Here is a 22,082-nt window from a genome sequence, read left to right as displayed (position 1 = left end):
TTAGTTCTTTGTTTACAAACAAGATTACTCTTGAATACCGTACAAAATCTGCAAAGGCTCAGCAATGATACGGTTAACATCTTCCATAATTTGCCCAAGCATACGCTCTGCTTCCAGTACTTTGCGAATTTCTGGATGAAGTTGAATCGTTTCATATAATTTTTGGATTTGCTCGATTTCTTCTTGTCCCAATTCCTGTCCGCTCATTTGTTTCATTTGAAATTCAAATTGTTTTTGACGGAAATCAGCTAGCATGCGACTAGCTTCTGGGTCTGCACTTACATTTTGTTGAGCTGTCAAGAATGTTTTGTACTCATCGCTTTCTTTAATGGCACGTGCCAATTCATGTGCTTTATCGTAATTCACGTTTTTCCCCTCACTTTTAATAGGATGTCATGTAAATAGTGTAACAGATTTGCTTTTATGCTGACAATCTATGGTTACTCACAACGCCTTTTAGCTATTACGCTGATGGATGTACTTCTACTAATTGGGAAGTGCATGCAGGACAACGTTTTGCCTCTAAAGGAATGCTAGAGATGCAATATGGGCACTCTTTGGTTGTAACTGCTTCTTCTTTTTGTAGTTCTTCCTTGCTCTTACGCAATTTATTTAATTGTCGAATCACTATAAAGATAGTAAAAGCTACAATGAGAAAATCCAAAACGGAATTCAGGAAGGAACCGTAGTTAAGCGTTGCTGCACCTGCCTTTTTTGCCTCGGCTATCGTATTGTAATGGGTTCCTGACAAATTTATAAACAGATTAGAAAAATCAATGCGCCCTAAGAGTAGACCTACCATTGGCATAATTAAATCATTAACGAGAGATGTGACGATTTTACCAAACGCTCCTCCTATCACAACCCCGATCGCCAAATCTACGACGTTTCCTTTCATCGCGAATTCACGAAATTCTTTCCACATGTTCATCACCTTTCTTCTGCCTTATTCATTGTAGTATTATGATCAAAACCAAAGGATGAAACAACTAGCAAACTCTCGATTTACCTTCCTTATATCCAATCATAAGCAATATAACACATCAAAAAAGACTCTTCGTATAAACTAGGCTTAGCTCCTGTTGTTAACAATAAGCCTGCTGTGGTTAAAAGAGCAATTCGTTTTTTCGTTGTTCATTACCTCCAGTTATTTTTTAGCGATTTCGCCCCATTAGTCGTAAAAAATGAAGAAGAGGTTACACTCTTTTAATGTCAGAATATAAAAACTATTATTAGTTTAATTGTAAACTTTTTTATTTTCAGGTAAAATAAAAATATATATAGTGACTTTAGTGCTTGAAAGCGTATAAGCGTTAAAGCGACACTAAAAAACGTTTATTTATAAAAGAAAAGAAGGAGGTCACTCAGATGCAGCATCAACCATCATCTACTTGGACAAAAATACCAGACTCACTTGCTCTTATTATCATTTTATTGGTGGTGATTGGTTATCTTGTGCTCAATCTGCAGGCTCCTCCACAAATCGCTATTTTATTGTGCATCATGATCTCTGTCGCTTTTGGTTTTTGTAGAAAAATACCATGGAATGTGATGGATAAAGGAATTCGTGAGGGGATTAGTTCCGGTATTCCTTCTATAGTAATTTTTTTACTGATCGGGGTATTAATTGCGGTTTGGATTGCCTGCGGAACGATTCCAACCATGATTTTATACGGCTTTTCTCTTATTTCCGCTGACTACTTTTTGGTTACAGTCTTTATTATGTGCGCACTTGTTGGAACCAGTATTGGGAGTGCCTTTACGACAGTAGCTACTATAGGTGTTGCCTTTCTCGGAATGGGTAAAATGTTAGGAATTGATCTAGCACTGATTGCGGGTGCGATTATTTCTGGAGCATTCTTCGGTGATAAAATGTCCCCATTGTCAGATACAACCAATCTTGCTCCTGGGGTCGCAAAAGTAGATTTATTTGAACATATTCGCCATTTAATGTGGACAACCATTCCTGCGTTTATTATTTCTTTAGGATTATATTTTTACTTGGGAAGCGTTGGGACTAGCCAGGCCCCTCTAGATTTTGAAATCATGCGCAAAGGTTTGGAAATGAATTCGTTCATTCATTGGAGCACATTCTTGCCACCATTCCTTCTATTTATCATGGCTTACAAGCGTATTCCAGCTATTCCCGCTCTGTTCGTGGGTATTGTATCCTCTTTACTATTAATTGCGATTACCCAACCAAATCAATCGTTGGTCTCTCTATTAACGATTATGCAAAACGGCTTTGTCTCAACAACAGGTCAAGTTGAAATAGATTCGCTGCTCTCTCGTGGGGGCATTCAAAGCATGCTCTCTTCTGTCTCGCTTATTTTATTAGCGCTAGGTTTGGGTGGTATTCTTTACGAAATCGGTGTTATTTCTAATTTGGTGTCCTGCATTCAACGATTTGTGAAAACACGTGGACGATTGATTTTTTCTACCGCCATGTCAAGCTTCAGTATCAATGTGCTGGTTGGAGAACAATATCTTGCCATCATTTTGCCTGGGAGAGCCTTCTTACCAAGCTTTGAGAAGCTAGGACTAGCTCGCAAAAATTTGTCTCGGGTGCTAGAGGATGCCGGTACTGTAGTTAATCCGTTGGTGCCTTGGAGCGTATGTGGAGTTTTCTTAACTGGTGTGCTTGGAGTAGGAACCTTGGAGTATTTGCCATATGCCTTCTTCTGTCTTCTGTGTCCAATTATTACTGTAATTCTAGGTTTTACAGGAATTGGTGTTCCAAAAGCGATATCAACACCCACTTCACAAGAACAAACAGGAGTTTAAAAACAATAACTGATTAAATGGAAGACAACCAACAGAAAACAAACGATTTGTCATTGATTTGGCAGATCGTTTGTTTTCTTTTTGCAAAATAAGCCATTAGTATAGATAGGAGGTATGAACAACATGGGGCTATTCTTCACCCTGACTTTGATGTCTCCAAGAAGTATATACCACATGCTCTACGTGTTTAGATAGCATCTTTACAATGACGAAAGAGGAAAATGCTTTAGTAACCACTTCCCTGCTAGCTCTTCAACAATCGACAGATGATTGTTAAAACTATGTCCAAACAAAGCGATCTTATTATAGCCTAATGAAGTAACGTACATCATAGCTGCCTTTAGATCGTCTACCTTTTTAGCCAAGGTCAGACTATCATCATCACTTTCTCCACAACCACTAAAGTCAAAAGCTAACACGTTATATCCCTGTTGTTGAAAGCTTTGGGCCAAATAATCAAATCTGCCTCTCGATGATTTATCAGAAGTAAATCCATGGCACATGATAATGATAGATGCAGAAAGGGACAGGTGAAGATGCCCCACCAAAATTTTATTTCTTCCATTGGTAAAGGTTACTCTCTTCATCACTTGTCCCCCGCGTACATATTTTTCAGTTCCTATGTTAAAAAGTTAAGTAATCCTTGCACAAGTCCGATAATCGCTCCCAGTACAAAACCAAGTACCGTAATCATCCGGAATTCTTTACCTGAAATACCGATAATCATTTCCTCTAGACGTTCTAAAGGAAATCCCTCTACTTGTTTCGTTACAATTTCTTTGATATGAAGCGAGTCGAACAGTCGATCTACGTTATCCTCTAATTTCATTGTAAACCAACGGGCTACTTTAGGTAACCAAAACGTAGAGATCTTCTCCTCAAATCTACTAAGCACCACTCCCACACGCTTGTCCAACAAACCAAGCCCAAGTTCTTCACCTTTAGAAAATAACTTCGCTTTCCACATCTCCAAATCTTCTTGGCTCATCATGTCAAGGAAATCCCCTAATGGACGCTCCAATTGCTTATTTGCTTCTATAGAAAGCGTACTTTTTAATTTGTTGATAAGCTGTGGATTGCTTAGGATGGATTCCAAATGGGGCATAATTTTGGCAACCAGCTTTTCGTCCCCTAAAAACATCCCGACTAAGCCACCAAACATGCCACCGCTCCCCCCTATAAATTGGCGGATCATGGCTTGAATCTGAGCCTGGCCTTCTGGTGCATGTAGATAGTCCTTCAATCGACTAATCAACATCTCTCCAAATTGATTAACAAGTCCCTCTACTTTATCCAAGACTTCTGGCGGTAACAATGACCGTACGGATTTGTCCTCCATGCCCATTAACCAGTTTGTTACTCGCTCATCGTAGGCTAAATATAAGGTTTCTCTCAGTTGAGGAGGTAGTCTACCTTCATCCACAAATGTACTTGGCATCGCTTTTTCGATAAGCTCCCGAAAGGTTACATCACTTTCTATCCATTTTTGCATGAAACCCTCAGCTAGCTGAACAAGCTTTTGTTCCACTCCAGCTGCTCGTAGCCCCTGCCTTACCCCTTCTCTCGTCAGCAAGTGATTTTCTACTAATTTCCCCATTTCTATCGAGATTTGCTGATGCCGTCTTGGGATAAGCCCTGGAGTAAACGGTACCCGAAATCCGCCTATTTTTATCTCACGATGTGGGCGGAACAGCATCCGGATAGCCAGATCATTCGTAATCCCGCCAATAGCTGAGCCAATCCCCACATTGAGGAGTAATGTTATCCAAGCATTCATGTTAACACTCCTATCTGGAACCAATTATTTTTGAAACTCATAAGATAGACTAACCTAACGCCTATGGAAAGGGGATCATCATGTCATATGTTCACACTACTATTCAAGCATCTAGAACCATAAAAGAACGGTCTGATCTACAGATCCCCCTTCGTGTCATGAAGAGCCTAGCCATTCCCTCAGGTGTCTCCATCACCGTTTGCTTTGGTGCCGCACAGGCACAGGCAAGCGTTAGTGGAGTAGATCATGCTTCATGCGTCACTATGTGCCCGTCTCTTGTTCGTACCCTCCATATTCCTATCAGTACCAAATTTCTCATGCGATATGATTCTCAACAGCAAACGCTTTATTTCGGCCCCTTTTTGGGTATTTTGCTCACTAGTTATCAACAGGGTCATCCGCAAGAGCCTTTTGGTCATCTCTCTTCTTTTTTGAACGAAATGGTTGATACGTTCAATCAGAAAGGCGGCTTCGCTTGCGTCTTTTCCATAGATGACGTTGATTGGGAGAATAAAACGGTTCGCGCGTTGATCAGACAGAAGGGGCTATGGCAGAACTCTCCCCTTCCGCTTCCCCATTCAATCTATAATCGACTATCTTCACGCCAACGAGAGCAAAGTGAAAAAGTAGTAGATTTTGTGGGGCGCTGCAAATTATTGGAAATCCCTTTTTTTAATGAGCGTTTCTTAAACAAATGGCACGTTCATAAAGCTCTTCGGAATGATGAAACTGTCTCCTCTTATTTACCGGAAACCATGTTGTTTAGCCAAAACGGTGAGTTATCAACCATGCTAGAAACCCATCGTATACTGTACGCAAAACCCGCCAATGGCAGTATGGGAAAAGGTATTTTTCGTGTGATGAAAGAGAGCAATCATTATGGTGTTCGATATGTATCAAGGCAAAAGGTAGCAGCTTTAAAGCAAAAAAATCTAGACTCTTTGCAAAAGTTCTTGAAGAAACGTTGCAAAGGAAAATCTTATGTTTTACAACAAGGCTTAACTCTCATTGGTATCGGCTCCAATCCAACCGATTTTCGCGTATTGGTACAAAAGAACAGGCGCGGCATCTGGGCGGCCACCTCCATCGTTGCTCGCACAGGTCAAAATTCTATTGTCTCCAACGTCGCACGCGGTGGTAGCATGATGTCGGCTAAACAGGCACTTCAGACATGCGGCCCATGGAAAAGTAATAATAAGCCTACTATTAGCACACTGAGGAAAGTGGCTCTGCTCATCGCTAAACGCTTAGAATACTCTTTACAAGGAGAATACGCAGAGTTTGGGATTGATCTAGGCATTGATGTAGATGGGCAAATTTGGCTTTTGGAGGTAAACAGCAAACCATCCAAAGGCATTACCAGCTTACAGGTAAAAGAAAACGAAACTGCTCCTCGACGACCAAGACCTTCCGTTCGACGTTTAGTAGACTACTCCGCTTTTTTAAATGGTTTTGACGAGCCAATCCGTCAAACAGACACTTCTCATAAAAAGAAGAAAAGATAAGACAGCGTAGGTGATCGTTATGCGTAATCAAGCAAAAACATTAGGAATTATGGCCATTTTCAAAGGATCGCCTAACCAGCCAACCTTCCGGGAAAAATCTTATTATACCACTTTAACACGTATCGGAAGCAAGCTAGGTATACGCGTCGTCGTCTTTTCTCCTCGTCAGGTTGATTTCACCTCGCGTATGGTAATTGGCTTTGAACTTATCGAGCGTGTTTGGAAACGTATAAAAATTCCCTTTCCACAATTGATCTATGATCGTTATTTTATGGGACCCCATATCGCTAAATATAAACCGATTATTGAACGACTGCAAAACGATCCACAGATAACATTCTTAGGTCATGGATTATCGGGAAAATGGCAAGTGTATAATATCCTTATTAAATCAGACATTTTACAAAAATGGTTGCCACACACGCAACTCTTTAGCCCTACTCTTCTTGAAAAAAATCTAGCTGAACAAGGAGCTGTCATTATAAAGCCTATGGCTGGAACCCATGGAAGCGGAGTAATCCGTGTCTCTTCTGTAAATAAAGGCTATGAACTGATGGGTAGAACTCAGGATAATAAACCCTTTACACGAATGATACCTACCAAAGAAGGCCTACTCACCCGTATTCAAAAATTAACAGCAGGACGCAAGTACATCCTACAACCCTATCTGAGTTTGCACACCACAGATGGATTACCCTTTGACATACGTATTTTAGTTCAGAAAAACGGGCAAGGCAATTGGACAACAACAGGCAAAGCTGTACGAGTAGGGAAGAAAGAAAGCATTACATCCAATCTGCACGGAGGGGGAATCGCCGTACGATTAGAAGACTTCCTTAGTCAACATTATCCACACAACTTGTGTAAAGAAATCGCAAAGGAAGTGAACTTGCTGGCTCAACTCCTTCCCCCTTTTTTGGAAGAAAATCATGGCCGATTGGTAGAGCTAGGAATAGATGTAGGGGTCGATACGCAAGGGCATGTATGGATTATTGAGGTAAATTCACGACCAGGCCGCACGGTATTCCGCCAAATTGAAGATGGGAATGCCAGATTACGTTCGGTCGCACTGCCAGTAAAATACGCCGAATATCTCTTGAAAGAGCGTATAGGAGGTTAGGAGTACATGGAAACCATCGAAGTACGGTTACGATTTCTTACCTACTCCCGTATCAAAGGCATCGTGCTCCCTTCCCATCTATGCCGGGACTGGGGATTTAAAAATAAACAACGAATTGCTTTCTCACACGGGCAAATAACGGTACATGGAATCATTATTGAAGATAAAAAACAAAAATCCGGTAATCTAGTCAAAGTAACATCACCACTAAAAGAGGCCCTATCTATCCCTCATACCGGTACGATTAATTTAAAAAACGAAGATGGAACCATTCGCGTTGGTCCATCCATTGGTATCGTCACTACAGGCATACGCGATGGAGGTAGAGCACCTATTGGACCGAGATCGGGCTTTTTTCAAAAATTATTGAAAGCACAAAAAGGTAAAGGGGTCTATTATTTTATCTTTTCACCCAACGATGTAGATTGGTCAACTAATCGGGTGTACGGCTGGTTCCTTCGCTCTACTAACAAGGGGCAGTACGTATGGAAAAGATTTTGGACTGCTATGCCAGATGTATTGTATGATCGCGTTCCCTCTCGTGCAGCGGAGCGCCTAGAGTCCGTCAAAGACTTTAAATTTCGCGTAGCCAATGAGAGACACGTTCCTATGTTTAATCTTGGATTTTTCGATAAATGGGGCGTTCATCAACGCTTGTACCCTATGCCGGAAATAAATGAGTTCATTCCAGAAACTCACGTATCTCCTACACTCCCCCTATTAACAAGCATGCTAGAGAAACATACCATGGTATATCTAAAACCAAAAGACGGTAGTCTTGGTTATGGAATTCTAAAGATAAAACAGCTTTCAAAGGGGTACCGACTCTCTTACCATAGCAGTGCAGGTAATATCACCCGACGCTTTCAAAAACTATCCAAACTGTATCAGCATGTGTTTCAAACACGTCGATCAAGTAACTACTTAATTCAGCAAGGCATCGATTTATGCACCTATTCCAATCGTCCACTTGACTTCCGTGTTCATTTGCATAAAAATCTCGAAAATTCTTGGGTGGTTTCCTGTATTGCAGCTAAGGTAGCAGGTTCTGGAAGTGTCACTACCCATGTTCGAACTGGGGGAATGGTTATTCCAGGTAGCGAATTGCTAGAGACTCTTTTCCCGGGACAGCATGATGCTTTAGAAGAACGCGTAAGTGATGCCTCTATCCGCTTAGCTAATGCGATCGAGTTCGCGTATGGTACCAATCTAGGTGAACTCGGTTTAGATATAGGTATTGATAAAAAGGGAAATGTATGGATGTTCGAAGCTAATTCTAAGCCAGGTCGCTCCATTTTTAAACATTCACGTCTAAAGCGAGCAGATGAAATGTCACGTAGCTTACTCGTTGATTACAGTCGCTATTTAGCGAATTTTTAACATGGGCTGAAGGAAGGAGGAGTTTCTAATGTCCCACTGGAAATCCGGTTGGCTGACCATACTCCCCTCAGGAAAATGGTATGTAAAGGGCATCCGCTTTCCCATCCCGCGCGGTTCCAAACGACATATCACCGTTCCATTGGGTCCGCTCCATGTTGAGCAAAAAATAACGCTAGGGTTGGCTCCCACTTTAGCAGGTCGCTATCGTACCCGAATCCGATGGAGCATGAATAACAATAAGTTACAAATCGCTCCTCTTATCGGCATCCTTACTTCTGGTCGAGGGGAGTCATTTAAAGGAAATCGGGAGAACTTTCAAGAGATAAGTAAAACAGGAAAAAAATTGGGGGCACTCGTATTTGTATTCACTCCAGACGGCATTGACTGGGATACTCATAAGATACGAGGCTATTTATATGATGAACACAAAGAATTCTGGCAGGAATTTGCTACTCCCTTTCCCCATGTCATATATAATCGCATTCCAACACGAACAGTGGAGCAAAAAGAATACATGCAGAAAACTCTCGAACGCATTTCACAACTAAAGAACGTAACTCTGTACAACCGTCAGTTTTTTGATAAGGAGAGCTTGTTTACCACACTAAAAGCTATGGAGGAAGCCGCCCCTTTTTTGCCTGATACTTACAAATTGGATAAAAGTGAGCGATTGAAGGCTTTTGCTGAAAAACATGATGTACTCTACCTTAAGCCTGTACGTGGAAAAGCTGGTCAAGGAATCATGCGTCTTGAAAAACGAGATGGCATCTGGATTTTACGCCGTGTTCATCAACAAAAATCACTATGCACATTATTCTCCAATCTCGATCAGCTATGGGCATATCTCAATCCAATTATCCAGCAAAAGCCTTACATCATTCAGCAAGGCATCAAGCTTGCCACCTATAATAATCGTCCTTTTGATGTTCGTGTCCTAACACAAAAAAACGGTACTGGACATTGGGATATAACTGGGGTCGGAATTCGACAAGCAGGGATTCATAGTATTACCACTCATGTCCCACGTGGCGGTACTATTCTTTCTCCAGCTAAAATCTTTCCCGAGATTTTCGGAGAAGAGCAAGCCCTTTTCATTAGACAAAACATTTCCAAAATCGTACTCACTATAGCTAAAGCCTTACAACAGAATATGATAGATCTTGCAGAGATGTCCATGGATTTAGGAGTAACAGCAGAGGGTCACATCTGGTTTTTTGAAGCGAATTCCAAGCCAGAAAAATTCGATGAACCAGGTATTCGCCGTGCTTCGCTACGCAACATTATTTATTATTCCCAACACATATGTAAGTAGATGCCCCTTACATCCTTCTGTTTATTTAGCCCTTCCAACTCGGAAGGGTATTTTCCTATTTTTACTGCCTACTCCACGGACTTACTAATGACTGAGTCTTCTTTACATATGACTTACGTTTCTCGTTTTTAATACTAAGGCTAAGTTGGTTTTAAATAACATTGTTTTCTAAACACCATGTCTTGTACTTGTACATATTAACAGGGATGCTAAACATTGTAATGATGCCGGTTCCCTGTTTTTTCATTGAAGAAAAACGAAATTTTTTTCCTTTGTATGCATTGAGTTTCCTTAATTGGTAAAAACTGAAGGTAGGAGGTGGTCAACATGACCTACAATCAAAATTACAATTCATCTGCTTACAACCAAATTTCTGGGCCTGCAAGCTCGATCTTCAACTCAAATTTCGCTGGTACAAACGTGCAAGAAGTGAAAGCTTTAAACAATGGTTATTATCCAACAAACCAATCATACAGCCAAATGTCCAATCCCTCCTATGGAACACAAGGTGGTTTCGGATCTGCTAACGGTATTTACAGACACGGTTTTGCTGGAACAGATGTACAAGAGGTTAGGGCTCTGAATGCATCTCATTATACTCCTGCTGCCACACAAGGTTTTAATGCTGGCATCAATAGTGTATACACACAAGGTTTTGCTGGTACAAATGCTCATGAAGTACAGGCGCTAAACACAGGTCAATCTGCTCCTGCTGTAGCAAACCAAGCATATGGACAATATGCTTCTTATGGAAACCAAAATTATGGCACACAAGGTGGGTATACTGGTGCGAACACCGTATTCCACCCTGGATTCGCTGGTACAAACATTCAAGAAGTACGTCAATTAAACGCAGGTCAAGCAGGCACTACTTTATCTCAAGGATTGAACAGTAATAGTAACAATGTGTTTGGTCAAGGTTTTGCTGGTACAAATGTACATGAGGTACAAGCACTTAACTCTGGTTATTCCATGCCTGCAGTATCTCACCATGCTCACCAATCATACACACCACAAGCACAAACACAATCATATCAAATTCAAACTCCTTCTTATAGCAATCAATTGAGCTATGGTGGAGCGAACAGTGTATTCCATCCTGGTTTCGCCGGCACGAACGTCCAAGAAGTACGTCACTTGAACGCAAGTCATCCTGCTCATGCTGTTTCTCAAGGATTAGGTAGCGGCATTAACAGCGGATTTGCTTCTGGATATGCGACCCCAGCTTTTTCTCAGCAATCGCAACAAAGCTATCAAAACTATAGCTCTCCTGCTCAAACCATTTATCAAAATGGATTCGCAGGTACAAATGTCCAAGAAGTAAAAGCACAAAATGCTGGTGGATACGGTACACTAAACTCTTATAGCGGCTTGTAAGCCCTATCCTATTACCTAGTCGTACACAAAAAGACCGCTCTCGACGGGCGGTCTTTTTTATACTTAGGAAAGGAGAATGAGCATGAAGCCGTATGGAGACTTTCGTAAACTGTATCAATCTCTTAGGCGATACGATTCGCAACAGATTGCTGTTCAATGCAGTGAGGATCTGTTAGAAATCGAAGAAATTTGGCACTTTTATGAGACGCTCACCGTTCATGAACTGCGCATTCTCTGTGCTGCTATCAAAAAAACAGAAGCCCAACTGGGGTACATACCGTTTTGTTTTTCCACCGTCCCCATCGTCTTCATCATTTTTTCCAGCAAACTGACCCATTACATCGCCAATAGCATCCCTTTGCTCTCCTTGCTAATTGTTGGATTTGTTACGTTAATAGTCGTTTTGATTTTCCGTCATTTTCGCAACAAATCATACAATGCCCTGCACTTATACATTGTGGAGAGTTTATTGCAAGTCAAATCTGAAGAACCGAGTCATGAAGACGAACAAAGCTGTCCGATTGCGGCTTCTCCGCTATTATAGGGATACGCCTATGCTTCCCTCTCCCTTTTAGAGAGGGTTCGCCGTCTTCAAAATAACATAGTTACCAGTCCACATATTGCTTGTAACCACCTGTTTTTGTCCATTACGATCAAAGAAATATCCTGCACCTTGTTGTTCCACGAATCGATATCCATTTTTATCCATTTTATGTTTTAGTAGTTCCGCCGCCTCTTTTTGACTGCCTTCCATCATGTAATACTCATAACCACCTTCTTTTCCGATGTTGACCAGATGATCAGGCTGTTCTTTTACCATTGCCATCGCTCGTTCGACCGGCATTGATGCAAGTGGTAACGGGGGATATGGTAAATTATCAATCCATAGATAAACAACAAAAACACCCAATAAGACCCAAATCACTTTCCAACTCGTTTTCATAAGCTTCCTCTTTTCTCCATGATGGCATGATATAGTTCATTAAGTGTATTCAGACTGGTCGCATCAACAGTAAATCGTTGTCCATCAAACCAGTAGCTGTCGCTTGCCAGTTGACTCAAATCACCCTGAGTGTACTCCATTTGGGTCAAAACACACGCCTCAGTATCTTCTACACAATGGCGTACAGCAAGATGTCGTTCTAGATCATCGGAAAATCGTTGTTTTATCCGACAAAATTCAGCACCATTCTGATGATTACACAAACGATGTAGTGCCAAATCAATTTGCAACCAGCAAGTCACATAAAAATGAAACTCTAGTAACAAGGTAGTCAGCTCTTTCCGAACAAACTCCTCCGCTTCTAGTTCGTCGTTACTTCTCGTCTCTATACAAGCCTCCCATTCAAAAACAGCTAGGCGTACTTGCTCTTTTGCTAGCTCAATGACAGGATAATGACTAACAGCCCCACGATAAAATTTTTGAACAATCTGAAATAACAAAGCAGGGGGCCGCGGAGGTAAGTTTCCGTAACGGCTATATGTATCACGCATACGATCATCCCCTTACTCGATGGCTGTTCCTTGTTCTTTTAAGCGATCAATAATCTCATCTGCCCATTCTTTAAAAACATGAAGAGCTGATTCAATATCAGCATGTAACTCCTTTTGCAAACAAATAAAATTCGGGAAATCGGTAATTTGATTCTTTTGAACGCGAACTCCATCTTGTGTAAGTTGAATCTCCAAAAAGATAGGTACATTTTCGTCCGCACCATACGTATTTTCTACATATTCATAGGTACGAACCCATTCAAGAACCCTAATTTCATTTGGTTTTAAATGAATGGCTTGCGTTATCGACATAATCGTTTCATTTCCGTAGTAATGCATACTTTATACTCTCCTTTAATGCTTCCGATATTTGAAGCATACAGCAAACTAATCTTGTTCACAAGCTTGTAACATATAAGAATTTACTTGAAAATGGTTTCTAAGTAAACCCAATAAAATTATGTTTTCATGGGTATTCGCGAGCTGCTCAACATGTTTTCAATGTAAAAATCGAATAAAACATCCATGACATATAGATATATAAAGCTTTTCTTCTTCCTTACTGTCCCATGTGCAGGCATTCACCGGCGAATTTGTTATGACCAACTAATCCCTGTCATGACAGGTCGCTGGTGAAATAAAGATATGAAGGATTAGGGACGAATATATAGAGAAGCATTAAAATTGCGTGATGAACGATTAATGCAGTCTCTCAATGAAATAATGGAAACCAAAAGGCTAATAGCTGTTGCCCAGCAGGAGCCAAAAAGAAAATGGTATCAATTCTGGAAAGTGTAGGAAGTAACAAAAAACCCCCGCCTTCACCAGCAGGGGTTAAAAAACTACTTACACGTTTCAATTACTCAGCCTTTGCTTCAGGTTGTTTCTTGTTTTGCATTTTCTCTAACCACTCTTGTAGCAGTTTGTTCACTGTATCTGCATCATCCGCATCAGCGGCTACTTTAATCTGTTCCATGATATTTTCTTTGCCTAGGTAAAAGCCTTTCACACCAAGCTTCTCATTAGCTTGTTCTTGAGTTAACGTACCATTCTTCACTTGTTCACGAATTTCATCTAACTCTTTCTTCTTTGCTTCATCCATTTCTACTTTCACTTTTACCGCATTGCCTAGGTAAAAGCCTTTCACACCAAGCTTCTCATTGGCTTGTTCTTGAGTTAACGTACCATTCTTCACTTGTTCACGAATTTCATCTAACTCTTTCTTCTTTGCTTCATCCAATTCTACTTTCACTTTTTCCTTACCAAAGTCAAAGCCTTTCACACCAAGCTTCTCATCGGCTTGTTCTTGAGTTAACGTACCATTCTTCACTTGTTCACGAATTTCATCTAACTCTTTCTTCTTTGCTTCATCTATTTCTACTTTCCCTTTTTCCTGCTGGTCAAATAGCTTCTGGAAATCGTCAGCTAGATCGGGGTTGTATTTGTTGATAATCTTCATTAATTCCTGTTGATTGGCTTGTCTATCCTCAAGTGAATAGTATACGTGTTTTTGATGAAAGGTTTGCTCTACTTTTGTTTCATCTACATTTGTATTCGTTGCCGCAAAAGCCGCAGTTGGTGCAAAGACTGCTAGTGCTAACGCCCCAATCATCCATTTTGATACTTTTTTATTCATTAGAATCAAACTCCTTCATAGTTAGTTTTGCAAGAGTACTTCTTACAAGTACCAATTTACTAGGGTAGAATGTCAGATGAATGTTCATCTAAAGGAAAAGTTGTAGAAAAGCTAAGGAGGAGAATCCCTAATTTGAGGGATTTTTCTTTTTTATGGGTCAAACCTAGTAACCATCGCTATTTTGTGTTGCATGGAATAGAGTTTAGCCTTTAAGGGGTATGAAAAAGCCCCTGCTGGTAAAGGCGGGGGTTTAAGAAAGGGTAGGAATGGGCTGACATTCCTACATGACTGAAAGTTTATAGAATAATTCTACCACTAGGTGTCTTATTCCTCTATTTGGAAATAAAATTTTAGTTTTAGAAACGATAAGTGGACTTGCCCCCGTCAAGTAGACAGTAAAAAGAACGACAGTTACTGTTAACCTGGAGGGGATAATATCACAGGAATGGAGCCATTCTTCAATGTAAACTACTACTTATCTAAGAGACCTTCACAAATCAGCAGAGGAATATCTGCTACTTTACCTAGACTCTCTTTATACTAAAGGCATTATTATGCTAAATGAAAAGCAAAGGTCATCACAAAACCAAACAGTGAAAGTAAAATCGACCCTACTAGGCCCGCTGAAAACGATTTTAAGCCCATACGTTTAAAGGCAACCAAATCTACATTTAACCCTAATCCCGCCATGGCCATCGCAATTAATAAATAGGCAATGTTGACGATTTGAGTAGCGATTTCCTGAGGAATAATACCAAACGAGTTAACAGCGCTCATTGCTAAAAATCCAAAGATAAACCACGGAATCGGAAGTGATTTCCAAGAAAACTTTTTCTTCGGTTCCCCATTCATCTTTTGTTCCAAACGACTGCTCCAGATTCCTATACCAATCGCGATAGGTACGAGCAGAGCCACTCGAGTCAATTTGACGATCACAGCAATATCTACAGCACCATTTCCGCCAGGTGCTGCTGCTGCAATCACGTGAGCAATCTCATGCAGGGTAGCACCTGAAAAAATTCCATATCCATTGGGTGTAAAACCAAGAATAGGATAGAGAAGCGTATACAGAAGCGTAAAGATAGTGCCTAAAATAGCTACAGTCGCAGCACCAATCGCTGTTTCCTCATCGTTAGCCTTGATTTGAGGAGCAATAGCCACGACAGCGGCCGCACCACAAATAGCTGTTCCACATGCCGTTAAAATTCCTAGCTTCTTCTCTACTTTAAACCAGCGTGTAAATAGATAAACCACAATCAATCCAAAAATAATAGCTAATACTGCCATCGCAAATACTTTTGGACCTGCATGTAAAATATCCATCAGATTTAATCTCATACCGAGTAGAATAATACCGAATCGAAGCAACTTTTTGCTTGAAAAATTTGTACCTGCAATCACTTGTTGCGGAACACCAGCCACAGCACGCCATGTAATACCGATCAAAATAGCAATAACCAATTGTCCCATAATACTCAAAATGGGAAATTGAGCCAAATACCTAGCTACTAAGGCAATGACCAAGGTGATCGCTAACCCTATGATGAAACCAACTGTCCGCTTCTCTTGTTTGACGAGCGTTTTGGCCTCCGTTTTGACTTCCATTGTATCTCTCCATTCTATCTGTCAACAAACATGCTTGCCGTTCATGCTTCCACTATAAGTTCTTTTGATTAACATGTGAAATACAGATCTACAATGCTTATCATTAGAAAAACTTATCATAAGAAAAAGGAAGGTGTACAAATAAATAAAAACGCATGCTTTCCTCCCTAAAAGGAGTTACATGCGTTTGTATAGTACGTAACGTTAATCCACATTTTTATTTGTATCAGGCTCTAACGTCCAATGATCGCCAGTAACACGCCTGGTAAAGATAGTAAGGTAATTTTTTTAGAATCTTCCTCCTAGGACTGTTTTACTGTGGCAACTCCACATAAAAAAAGATCATATTATCACGAGATTCAGCCCAGATTTTTCCGGCATGTAATTCAACGATGCTTTTAGCAATGGCTAGCCCTAATCCAGAACCCTCCTTTGCCATGCTACGAGATTCATCAACCTTATAAAAACGCTCAAACAAACGATCTAGTTCCAAAGAAGTCAGATTGGCTCCCTTATTTCCAATCGAGATACGAATAGAACCTCCCGACTGTTCTGCACTTACTAGAATCTCTCCTGGTTTATCGCTATACTTAATGGCATTAATCAACAAATTATCAAACACACGCACCATTTTGTCTGCATCTACATGTACTAATAGGTGCTCCAAAGGGAAATTTTTCTGAAAGAACAAGTCCTCTTCCTCCGCTTGTGGAACTAGCTCCTCCATTAACTGCTCTAGCATTTCTAACATATCAACTCGCTGTTTTTGCATTCTGACACCATTATTGGACAGCTTGGTATAATCAAACAAGTCTTCAATTAAACGTTTTAATTGTTCCGACTTATTAACAGCGATTCCTGCGTACTCTTCTAATTGCTCATCGCTATGATAGCTCTTATCTTTAATCAGTCGTAAATAGCCCATAATGGAGGTAAGTGGAGTACGTAGATCATGTGAGACATTCGTGATCAGCTCATGCTTCGTTTGCTCTGCCTTGCGCTCCTCCTCTCTAGTATGATGCAATTGCATCGCCATCACATTAATATTGTTAGCCAACTGTCCTAATTCATCGTTACTGTTGACCGGTACACGAATGTCCAAGTTCCCCAATGCCATTTCTTGGATACCCCGTGAAATACTTTGTATTTGGTACATTTTGCGCTTTGTTAGGTAATAAAAGGCGAAAATAAATACACCAAAACCGATTAGACCAGGCAACTGACTATAGCCTGTTCGATAGATAATAGACGGTTCCGGCATACCTCGGACAATTAAATACAATTTTTTTCCTTCTAAATCCACAGGATAGAAGGAAACGAACTCTTTCTCCTCATTCCCATAGCCTTGCTGATAAATACGCATATCCATGGCATTTTGTATAACAGAATGAATATCAATCATAGCTTCAGAGGCTTGTTTACTCTTATGCAACACTTTTCCTTGTTCATCTACCAATAAAATGTGGTACTTCCCGCCATTCGAATGGTCATCTATCATCTCTTGTAGCGTAGTATCCGACTGATAAGTTGAATCCTGTTGTCTCTGTTCATTTTCTAACTGGAAAATTCTTATCAAATCACGCGCTCGATTATCAATACTCTCCATTCCCGACGTATAATCAATATACGCTGTTTGTGTTAGCATATAGGGGTTAAGGACACTCGCTACAAAAAATCCAGCCAGTACACATAGCCCAAATCCAGCAATTAATTGTATACGTAAACTTGTTTTACCCTGTGCAATGACTTTTTTAGTAAGCTTATAACAAGTATAAAATGTATATGGTATCAGCCTAAACGGGTTCCATTTCAACTTTATAACCTACTCCCCATACGGTTTTGATGTAGCGAGGTTTACGCGGATTCTGCTCAATTTTCTCTCTGATTTTGCGTATATGTACCATGACGGTATTATCAGATTGATAAAATGGCTCATTCCAGACTCGTTCGTAGATTTTTTCGGCGCTAAACACGATCCCTTTATGGCGAGTCAATAGTTCTAAAATAGCAAATTCTCGAGGAGTTAGTTTCACTTCTCGCCCATCTATCTTCACTTCATGTGTGGCAACATTGATCGTTAAGTCATCTACTACCAGTTCATCGGTCTTCACTTCTGAAAAACCGCTTAACCGCATGTAACGTCTTAATTGCGACTTTACCCGTGCCAACAGTTCCATCGGGTTAAACGGCTTTGTTACATAATCATCGGCCCCGGTGGCTAATCCAATAATTTTATCCATATCCTCCGCTTTGGCGGACAGCATGATGATCGGGACATTTTGTTTTTCCCTGATCCTCATGCAGGCAGCCAATCCATCCAGTCTAGGCATCATAATGTCGAGAATAATTACGTGTACTTGATTTTGTTCCAGTATTTTCAACCCTTCCAGTCCATCAACCGCTTTTAAGACGTGGAAACCCTCGTTACTTAAATAAATCTCAATCAAATCACGTATTTCTTTTTCATCATCAATGATTAAAATGGTTTCCTTCATCATCGAATTCCTCCTGTGAACTACGTAGCATCCTTGTTCATTCTACTTGCTTCTCATCGAATTTGTCTGTTATTTACGACACCGATAGACAAAAGCAGGAGGGATGTTTAACGGCTCAAAAGAGATAGTTACCTCGCGAAAGGTCTCTTTCAATTGTTTTCTCATTTGTAAGGAATATTGAAAAGCGACAAAAGCTCCACCTGGTTTTAAAGATTGGATGACTTCAGCTACGATCTGTTCCCGAAGCTCCGGTGGAAAGTTCATAAACGGTAATCCACTAATAATGACATCTACTTGTTCAACACCTGCTTGTTCCAAATCCGCTGACAAGCATTGAGCATCGGAGTGATGATGAAAAGAAGGAAACCGATTTTGTAAATCAGCTCGCAATTTATGATCTTGTTCATACACAAACACTTTTGTGTCAGGTAAGATTTTATGTTTCAGTTTCTGAGTAAACACACCGGTACCTGCTCCTAATTCAGCCACTGACGTAACTTCCGACCAGTTAATCCCTTCTAACATTCTTTTGGATAAACGTGCTGAGCTCGGTGTCACACTTCCTACCTCACGAGGTGATTTTACAAATGTAGTAAAAAACCGAACTTTATCTCTAACATAACGTTGCATAGCTAGACAAGTGGTCGTTTCTACAGCACTTTTATTAACTTTCATCTATGCTCTTCCTTTCTTGTCTGATCCTTTGTCTTATTTTATAAGACGGATCTTAAAAAGAAAGGGTACAAGTTCTTAAAAAAAACTTAAGATTTAAAGGTCCTTTTGTTAAGAAAGAGGACGTCCAATTGAGTTATCGTAGTTGAGAAAAGCTAAATGATAGTTGTGTATAGCTGATTCATATTCGTTTTCTCGCTTCTCTAGCTCTTCTTCGGCCGCCATAGTATCCAATGTAGTAGCAAGACCACTTTCATAACGTAACTGTGTTAAACGATAATTCTCTTTGGAAGCTTCTCGGGCTTTATCAAGTGCCTCGATACTTTTCCTAGCCGAGGTCAGATGTTCATAGTTACGAGTAACTTCTAACAAAATATCGTTTTTGAGTTGTTCTTTGTTCATCTCTGCTGTTTCTAAATCATTTTTTGCTAACTGTCCTTGGAAGGAGGACAAGATCGAATATTTCTCAATCGTATCAACATTCTTTTTCGCCGCTTTTAGTTCTTCGTCACTTTTCAGAATTTCAGCTCGTTGTACGACAGCTAAACGCTTGGCTTCCTCCAACGGTGTAATCTCTGCATCCTGCATATCCTTAGGTACAGAAAGGTCCCATTCTTTGACCAAGTCCTCTGCCAAAAATTGATTCAGTGATAAAGTAGAAATGCTGACCTGATTACGAGCTTCTTCATAACTGGCTTGCGCTTGGGCTAATCCCGTTTCAGCTTGCATAACATCATTTTTGGATCTTATTCCCACTTTTAGAAAGGCATTTGCCATATCTACCTGCTTTTGTGCACGCGCTAAGCTTTGTTCCTTCAACTGTAATTCTTGTTTAGCATGCCACAGATCATAAAAAGCTTTCTCTCCACCTAGCTTGATCTTATCCTCCATAGCTTGTAACATATATTTGTGACTGTTTCGTGCCGCTTCTGCTTTGGCTGTTTGCACATATTTCTGCTGTGCTTCGCCAAGCGATGAAATATTAGATTCTTTCATCTTTACCGAAGTATATATGGCTCTATTAGCATTAATATCAGCCGTATCCACATCAAGTTGGTATTTTTTCAGATCAATATTTTGTTTTAAAGCCAACTCACCTGCTTTTTCTGGAGTTAGCTCGCGTTTATTTTCAATCGTTTGGGAGTTCAAAGCCCCCTCATTAGTTGCGTTGACCATTGCAGGATAACTGGAGTGCATCAGCGCAGCTATCACCACTATTGATAACCAGGCTTGTTTTGAATAGGGAACATTCATTATTCGTTGGTTCCTCCTTTTATATCTCTTGATGCTTTATTCAGTAAATTACTTCACTCACAAATCGTAAGCACATACCAACATTCTTTGCCTATTATCCACCTGTATTATGTTACCTTTCAATCAGTAAATGTTTCATTTCCTTCCAATACAAATCCAACATTCCCAGCTTATAGTATGAATAGGCTCCAAAATATTTATTTCCTTGCGATTTCCCATCAAAAAATAGCTTACTTGTTAACCTTTCTTCCTTTTTCTTTGGTCTTCTGATAAGTTAAAATCATATTCTGAAAAATCTACTTTTCAGAAAGAACATAGAAAGAAGGATGTAAGTGACCTCTGAGGGGAAACAACCAATCGTTATCTTATCGCTTATTACAGCCCTATGCCTACTCGGAGACTCGATGCTATACATCGTATTGCCTGTTCATTTTTCTGAAGTAGGGTTAACGTCGCTTGCTCAGGTTGGTCTCTTGCTGTCCGTAAACCGTTTGGTACGATTACCACTCTCTCCTTTTATCAATTGGCTCTATCAAAAAGTTGACCGTAAAATCTGCTTACTTGGAGCCGTTTCTCTGGCTGTTCTCACCACCGCTAGTTATGGCTTTTTGCATTCGTTCTGGATGTGGATAATCATTCGTTCCTTGTGGGGATTAGTCTGGGGAATCTTGCGTTTAGGGGCTTATTTAACCATCGTGGATATTGCTACAGACAAAAATCGTGGTCAGCTAACAGGTACATATAACGGCCTTTATCGTTTAGGTAGTCTGTTTGGCATGTTGCTTGGTGGGTGGCTTGCCGATCAATTTGGTATGCAATTTACAGCGCTTTTGTTTGCTGTGGGAACCTTATGTGGTATTCCTTATATCTTGCGTGTTATTTCCACAAAACCGAAGCTGGTTGCTTCTGATAGGTCTTCTAACGCTTCACCTTCCAGCGAATCTAGTAACACAACCAAATCCCCTGAAGCTCCTGTTACCTATACACAACAGTCAGCGGATGGTATGCCTGACGTCAAAAGCATCTGGAAAAATCGTCAAATGTCGTTTTCTCTACTAACAGGTGCCTTGATCGCCATGCTATTCCAAGGCATTTTTTCAGGTGGTGTGAGTCAATTACTCGCCTATTACTACTCCGAACCGCTACTACTTGCCGGTTTAACGCTGGGGGCTGCTACATTAGCTGGTTTTTTGCAAGCCATGCGTTGGATATGGGAACCCTGGCTAGCTCCTTGGATTGGTAGGGTCTCAGATGGAAAATGGGGAAGAAGACAACTACTGTGGAGTTCTCTGTTCTGTACAGCTATTTGTCTATTTTTCATTCCTATTGAAAAATCCTTATGTTGGATGATTGTGGTTCTGTTACTCGTTCAGCTTTTAGCTACCGCTCTCACTACCTTGTCAGATACGCATGCTTCGGATATAGCAGCAATCCACAGTCAGCATAAAGGGACTATTTTGACTGCCTACACGATGGCAGTTGATCTAGGAGCTGCACTCGGTCCACTAATCGGATTGTCAGTTATTCAGCTTTGGAGTCCTTTACCACTCTATTGGGGAGCTTGTCTAGTCATTTTTCTATTAAGCATCACTTGGTATCTAACGAAAGAGAAGCGACTTGATACTTCCGATCATATAAAAAAGACGTGTAGATAGCCTTTCTCCTGTCGGA

The 22,082-nt window shown here is 40.5% G+C and carries 21 protein-coding genes and 1 pseudogene; 9 read left to right on the top strand and 13 right to left on the bottom strand.

Annotated features, from left to right (window positions below; translation table 11 throughout):
• Nucleotides 1-24: 24 nt before the first annotated feature.
• Nucleotides 25-366, bottom strand: a complete 342-nt coding sequence (locus EEL30_10835; protein ID QDX92757.1) for a YlbF family regulator — start codon at nucleotides 364-366, stop codon at nucleotides 25-27.
• A gap of 97 nt (nucleotides 367-463) precedes the next feature.
• Nucleotides 464-925 (bottom strand): large conductance mechanosensitive channel protein MscL, encoded by a 462-nt coding sequence (gene mscL / locus EEL30_10830; GenBank protein ID QDX92756.1) that lies wholly within the window; start codon nucleotides 923-925, stop codon nucleotides 464-466.
• Nucleotides 926-1,368: 443 nt separating this feature from the next.
• On the opposite strand from mscL, the gene nhaC reads away from it, so the two are divergent.
• A complete protein-coding gene (gene nhaC / locus EEL30_10825; GenBank protein QDX92755.1) occupies nucleotides 1,369-2,784 on the top strand; it encodes a Na+/H+ antiporter NhaC in 1,416 nt (471 codons plus the stop codon).
• Between the two features lie 200 nt (nucleotides 2,785-2,984).
• Here the strand turns inward: nhaC and EEL30_10820 are convergent, their stop codons facing one another.
• Nucleotides 2,985-3,371 (bottom strand): alpha/beta hydrolase, encoded by a 387-nt coding sequence (locus EEL30_10820; protein QDX92754.1) that lies wholly within the window; start codon nucleotides 3,369-3,371, stop codon nucleotides 2,985-2,987.
• A 32-nt stretch (nucleotides 3,372-3,403) separates the two neighbouring features.
• Nucleotides 3,404-4,561: a DUF445 family protein gene (locus tag EEL30_10815; protein QDX92753.1), complete on the bottom strand. Its 1,158-nt coding sequence runs from the start codon at nucleotides 4,559-4,561 to the stop codon at nucleotides 3,404-3,406.
• An 80-nt stretch (nucleotides 4,562-4,641) separates the two neighbouring features.
• On the opposite strand from EEL30_10815, the gene EEL30_10810 reads away from it, so the two are divergent.
• The 6 genes from EEL30_10810 to EEL30_10785 all read left to right on the top strand — a co-directional run bounded on the left by EEL30_10810 (nucleotide 4,642) and on the right by EEL30_10785 (nucleotide 11,799).
• Nucleotides 4,642-6,066, top strand: coding sequence for a YheC/YheD family protein (locus EEL30_10810; GenBank protein QDX92752.1), 1,425 nt, complete (start codon nucleotides 4,642-4,644; stop codon nucleotides 6,064-6,066).
• 19 nt (nucleotides 6,067-6,085) lie between these two features.
• Nucleotides 6,086-7,186, top strand: coding sequence for a YheC/YheD family protein (locus EEL30_10805; protein ID QDX92751.1), 1,101 nt, complete (start codon nucleotides 6,086-6,088; stop codon nucleotides 7,184-7,186).
• 6 nt (nucleotides 7,187-7,192) lie between these two features.
• Complete coding sequence (locus EEL30_10800) at nucleotides 7,193-8,566, top strand: YheC/YheD family protein (protein ID QDX92750.1); 1,374 nt, start codon at nucleotides 7,193-7,195, stop codon at nucleotides 8,564-8,566.
• Nucleotides 8,567-8,594: 28 nt separating this feature from the next.
• On the top strand, nucleotides 8,595-9,878 hold the full coding sequence (locus EEL30_10795) for a YheC/YheD family protein (protein ID QDX92749.1): 1,284 nt from the start codon (nucleotides 8,595-8,597) through the stop codon (nucleotides 9,876-9,878).
• 327 nt (nucleotides 9,879-10,205) lie between these two features.
• Complete coding sequence (locus EEL30_10790) at nucleotides 10,206-11,255, top strand: hypothetical protein (protein ID QDX92748.1); 1,050 nt, start codon at nucleotides 10,206-10,208, stop codon at nucleotides 11,253-11,255.
• Between the two features lie 82 nt (nucleotides 11,256-11,337).
• On the top strand, nucleotides 11,338-11,799 hold the full coding sequence (locus tag EEL30_10785; protein QDX92747.1) for a hypothetical protein: 462 nt from the start codon (nucleotides 11,338-11,340) through the stop codon (nucleotides 11,797-11,799).
• Nucleotides 11,800-11,826: 27 nt separating this feature from the next.
• Here EEL30_10785 and EEL30_10780 read toward each other — a convergent pair whose 3' ends face one another.
• Genes EEL30_10780 through EEL30_10770 form a run of 3 tightly spaced genes read right to left on the bottom strand, consistent with a single transcriptional unit; the run spans nucleotide 11,827 to nucleotide 13,088 of the window.
• A complete protein-coding gene (locus tag EEL30_10780) occupies nucleotides 11,827-12,198 on the bottom strand; it encodes a hypothetical protein (protein QDX92746.1) in 372 nt (123 codons plus the stop codon).
• A complete protein-coding gene (locus EEL30_10775; protein ID QDX92745.1) occupies nucleotides 12,195-12,749 on the bottom strand; it encodes a hypothetical protein in 555 nt (184 codons plus the stop codon). Before EEL30_10775 ends, EEL30_10780 begins: the two co-directional genes overlap by 4 nt.
• Before the next feature lie 12 nt (nucleotides 12,750-12,761).
• Nucleotides 12,762-13,088, bottom strand: a complete 327-nt coding sequence (locus tag EEL30_10770; GenBank protein ID QDX92744.1) for a hypothetical protein — start codon at nucleotides 13,086-13,088, stop codon at nucleotides 12,762-12,764.
• A 336-nt stretch (nucleotides 13,089-13,424) separates the two neighbouring features.
• On the opposite strand from EEL30_10770, the pseudogene EEL30_10765 reads away from it, so the two are divergent.
• A pseudogene (locus EEL30_10765) lies at nucleotides 13,425-13,547 on the top strand (DUF3967 domain-containing protein).
• A gap of 61 nt (nucleotides 13,548-13,608) precedes the next feature.
• Here EEL30_10765 and EEL30_10760 read toward each other — a convergent pair.
• The 6 genes from EEL30_10760 to EEL30_10735 all read right to left on the bottom strand — a co-directional run bounded on the left by EEL30_10760 (nucleotide 13,609) and on the right by EEL30_10735 (nucleotide 20,411).
• Nucleotides 13,609-14,385, bottom strand: coding sequence for a hypothetical protein (locus EEL30_10760; GenBank protein ID QDX92743.1), 777 nt, complete (start codon nucleotides 14,383-14,385; stop codon nucleotides 13,609-13,611).
• A 552-nt stretch (nucleotides 14,386-14,937) separates the two neighbouring features.
• Nucleotides 14,938-15,990 (bottom strand): YeiH family putative sulfate export transporter, encoded by a 1,053-nt coding sequence (locus tag EEL30_10755; protein ID QDX92742.1) that lies wholly within the window; start codon nucleotides 15,988-15,990, stop codon nucleotides 14,938-14,940.
• A gap of 313 nt (nucleotides 15,991-16,303) precedes the next feature.
• Complete coding sequence (locus EEL30_10750) at nucleotides 16,304-17,803, bottom strand: sensor histidine kinase (GenBank protein QDX92741.1); 1,500 nt, start codon at nucleotides 17,801-17,803, stop codon at nucleotides 16,304-16,306.
• A complete protein-coding gene (locus tag EEL30_10745) occupies nucleotides 17,784-18,488 on the bottom strand; it encodes a DNA-binding response regulator (GenBank protein QDX92740.1) in 705 nt (234 codons plus the stop codon). Before EEL30_10745 ends, EEL30_10750 begins: the two co-directional genes overlap by 20 nt.
• Nucleotides 18,489-18,554: 66 nt before the next feature.
• A complete protein-coding gene (locus EEL30_10740; GenBank protein ID QDX92739.1) occupies nucleotides 18,555-19,160 on the bottom strand; it encodes a methyltransferase domain-containing protein in 606 nt (201 codons plus the stop codon).
• A 108-nt stretch (nucleotides 19,161-19,268) separates the two neighbouring features.
• The gene (locus EEL30_10735) at nucleotides 19,269-20,411 is read right to left on the bottom strand and encodes a TolC family protein (GenBank protein QDX92738.1); all 1,143 of its coding nucleotides are present in this window, start codon (nucleotides 20,409-20,411) and stop codon (nucleotides 19,269-19,271) included.
• A 332-nt stretch (nucleotides 20,412-20,743) separates the two neighbouring features.
• Here EEL30_10735 and EEL30_10730 point away from each other — a divergent pair, with 332 nt between their 5' ends.
• A complete protein-coding gene (locus tag EEL30_10730) occupies nucleotides 20,744-22,066 on the top strand; it encodes an MFS transporter (protein ID QDX92737.1) in 1,323 nt (440 codons plus the stop codon).
• The last annotated feature ends 16 nt before the right edge of the window (nucleotides 22,067-22,082 follow it).

This window comes from Brevibacillus laterosporus (assembly GCA_007833815.1).
Lineage (GTDB): Bacteria > Bacillota > Bacilli > Brevibacillales > Brevibacillaceae > Brevibacillus_B > Brevibacillus_B laterosporus_D.
This window is presented reverse-complemented; position numbering and strand designations above follow the sequence as displayed.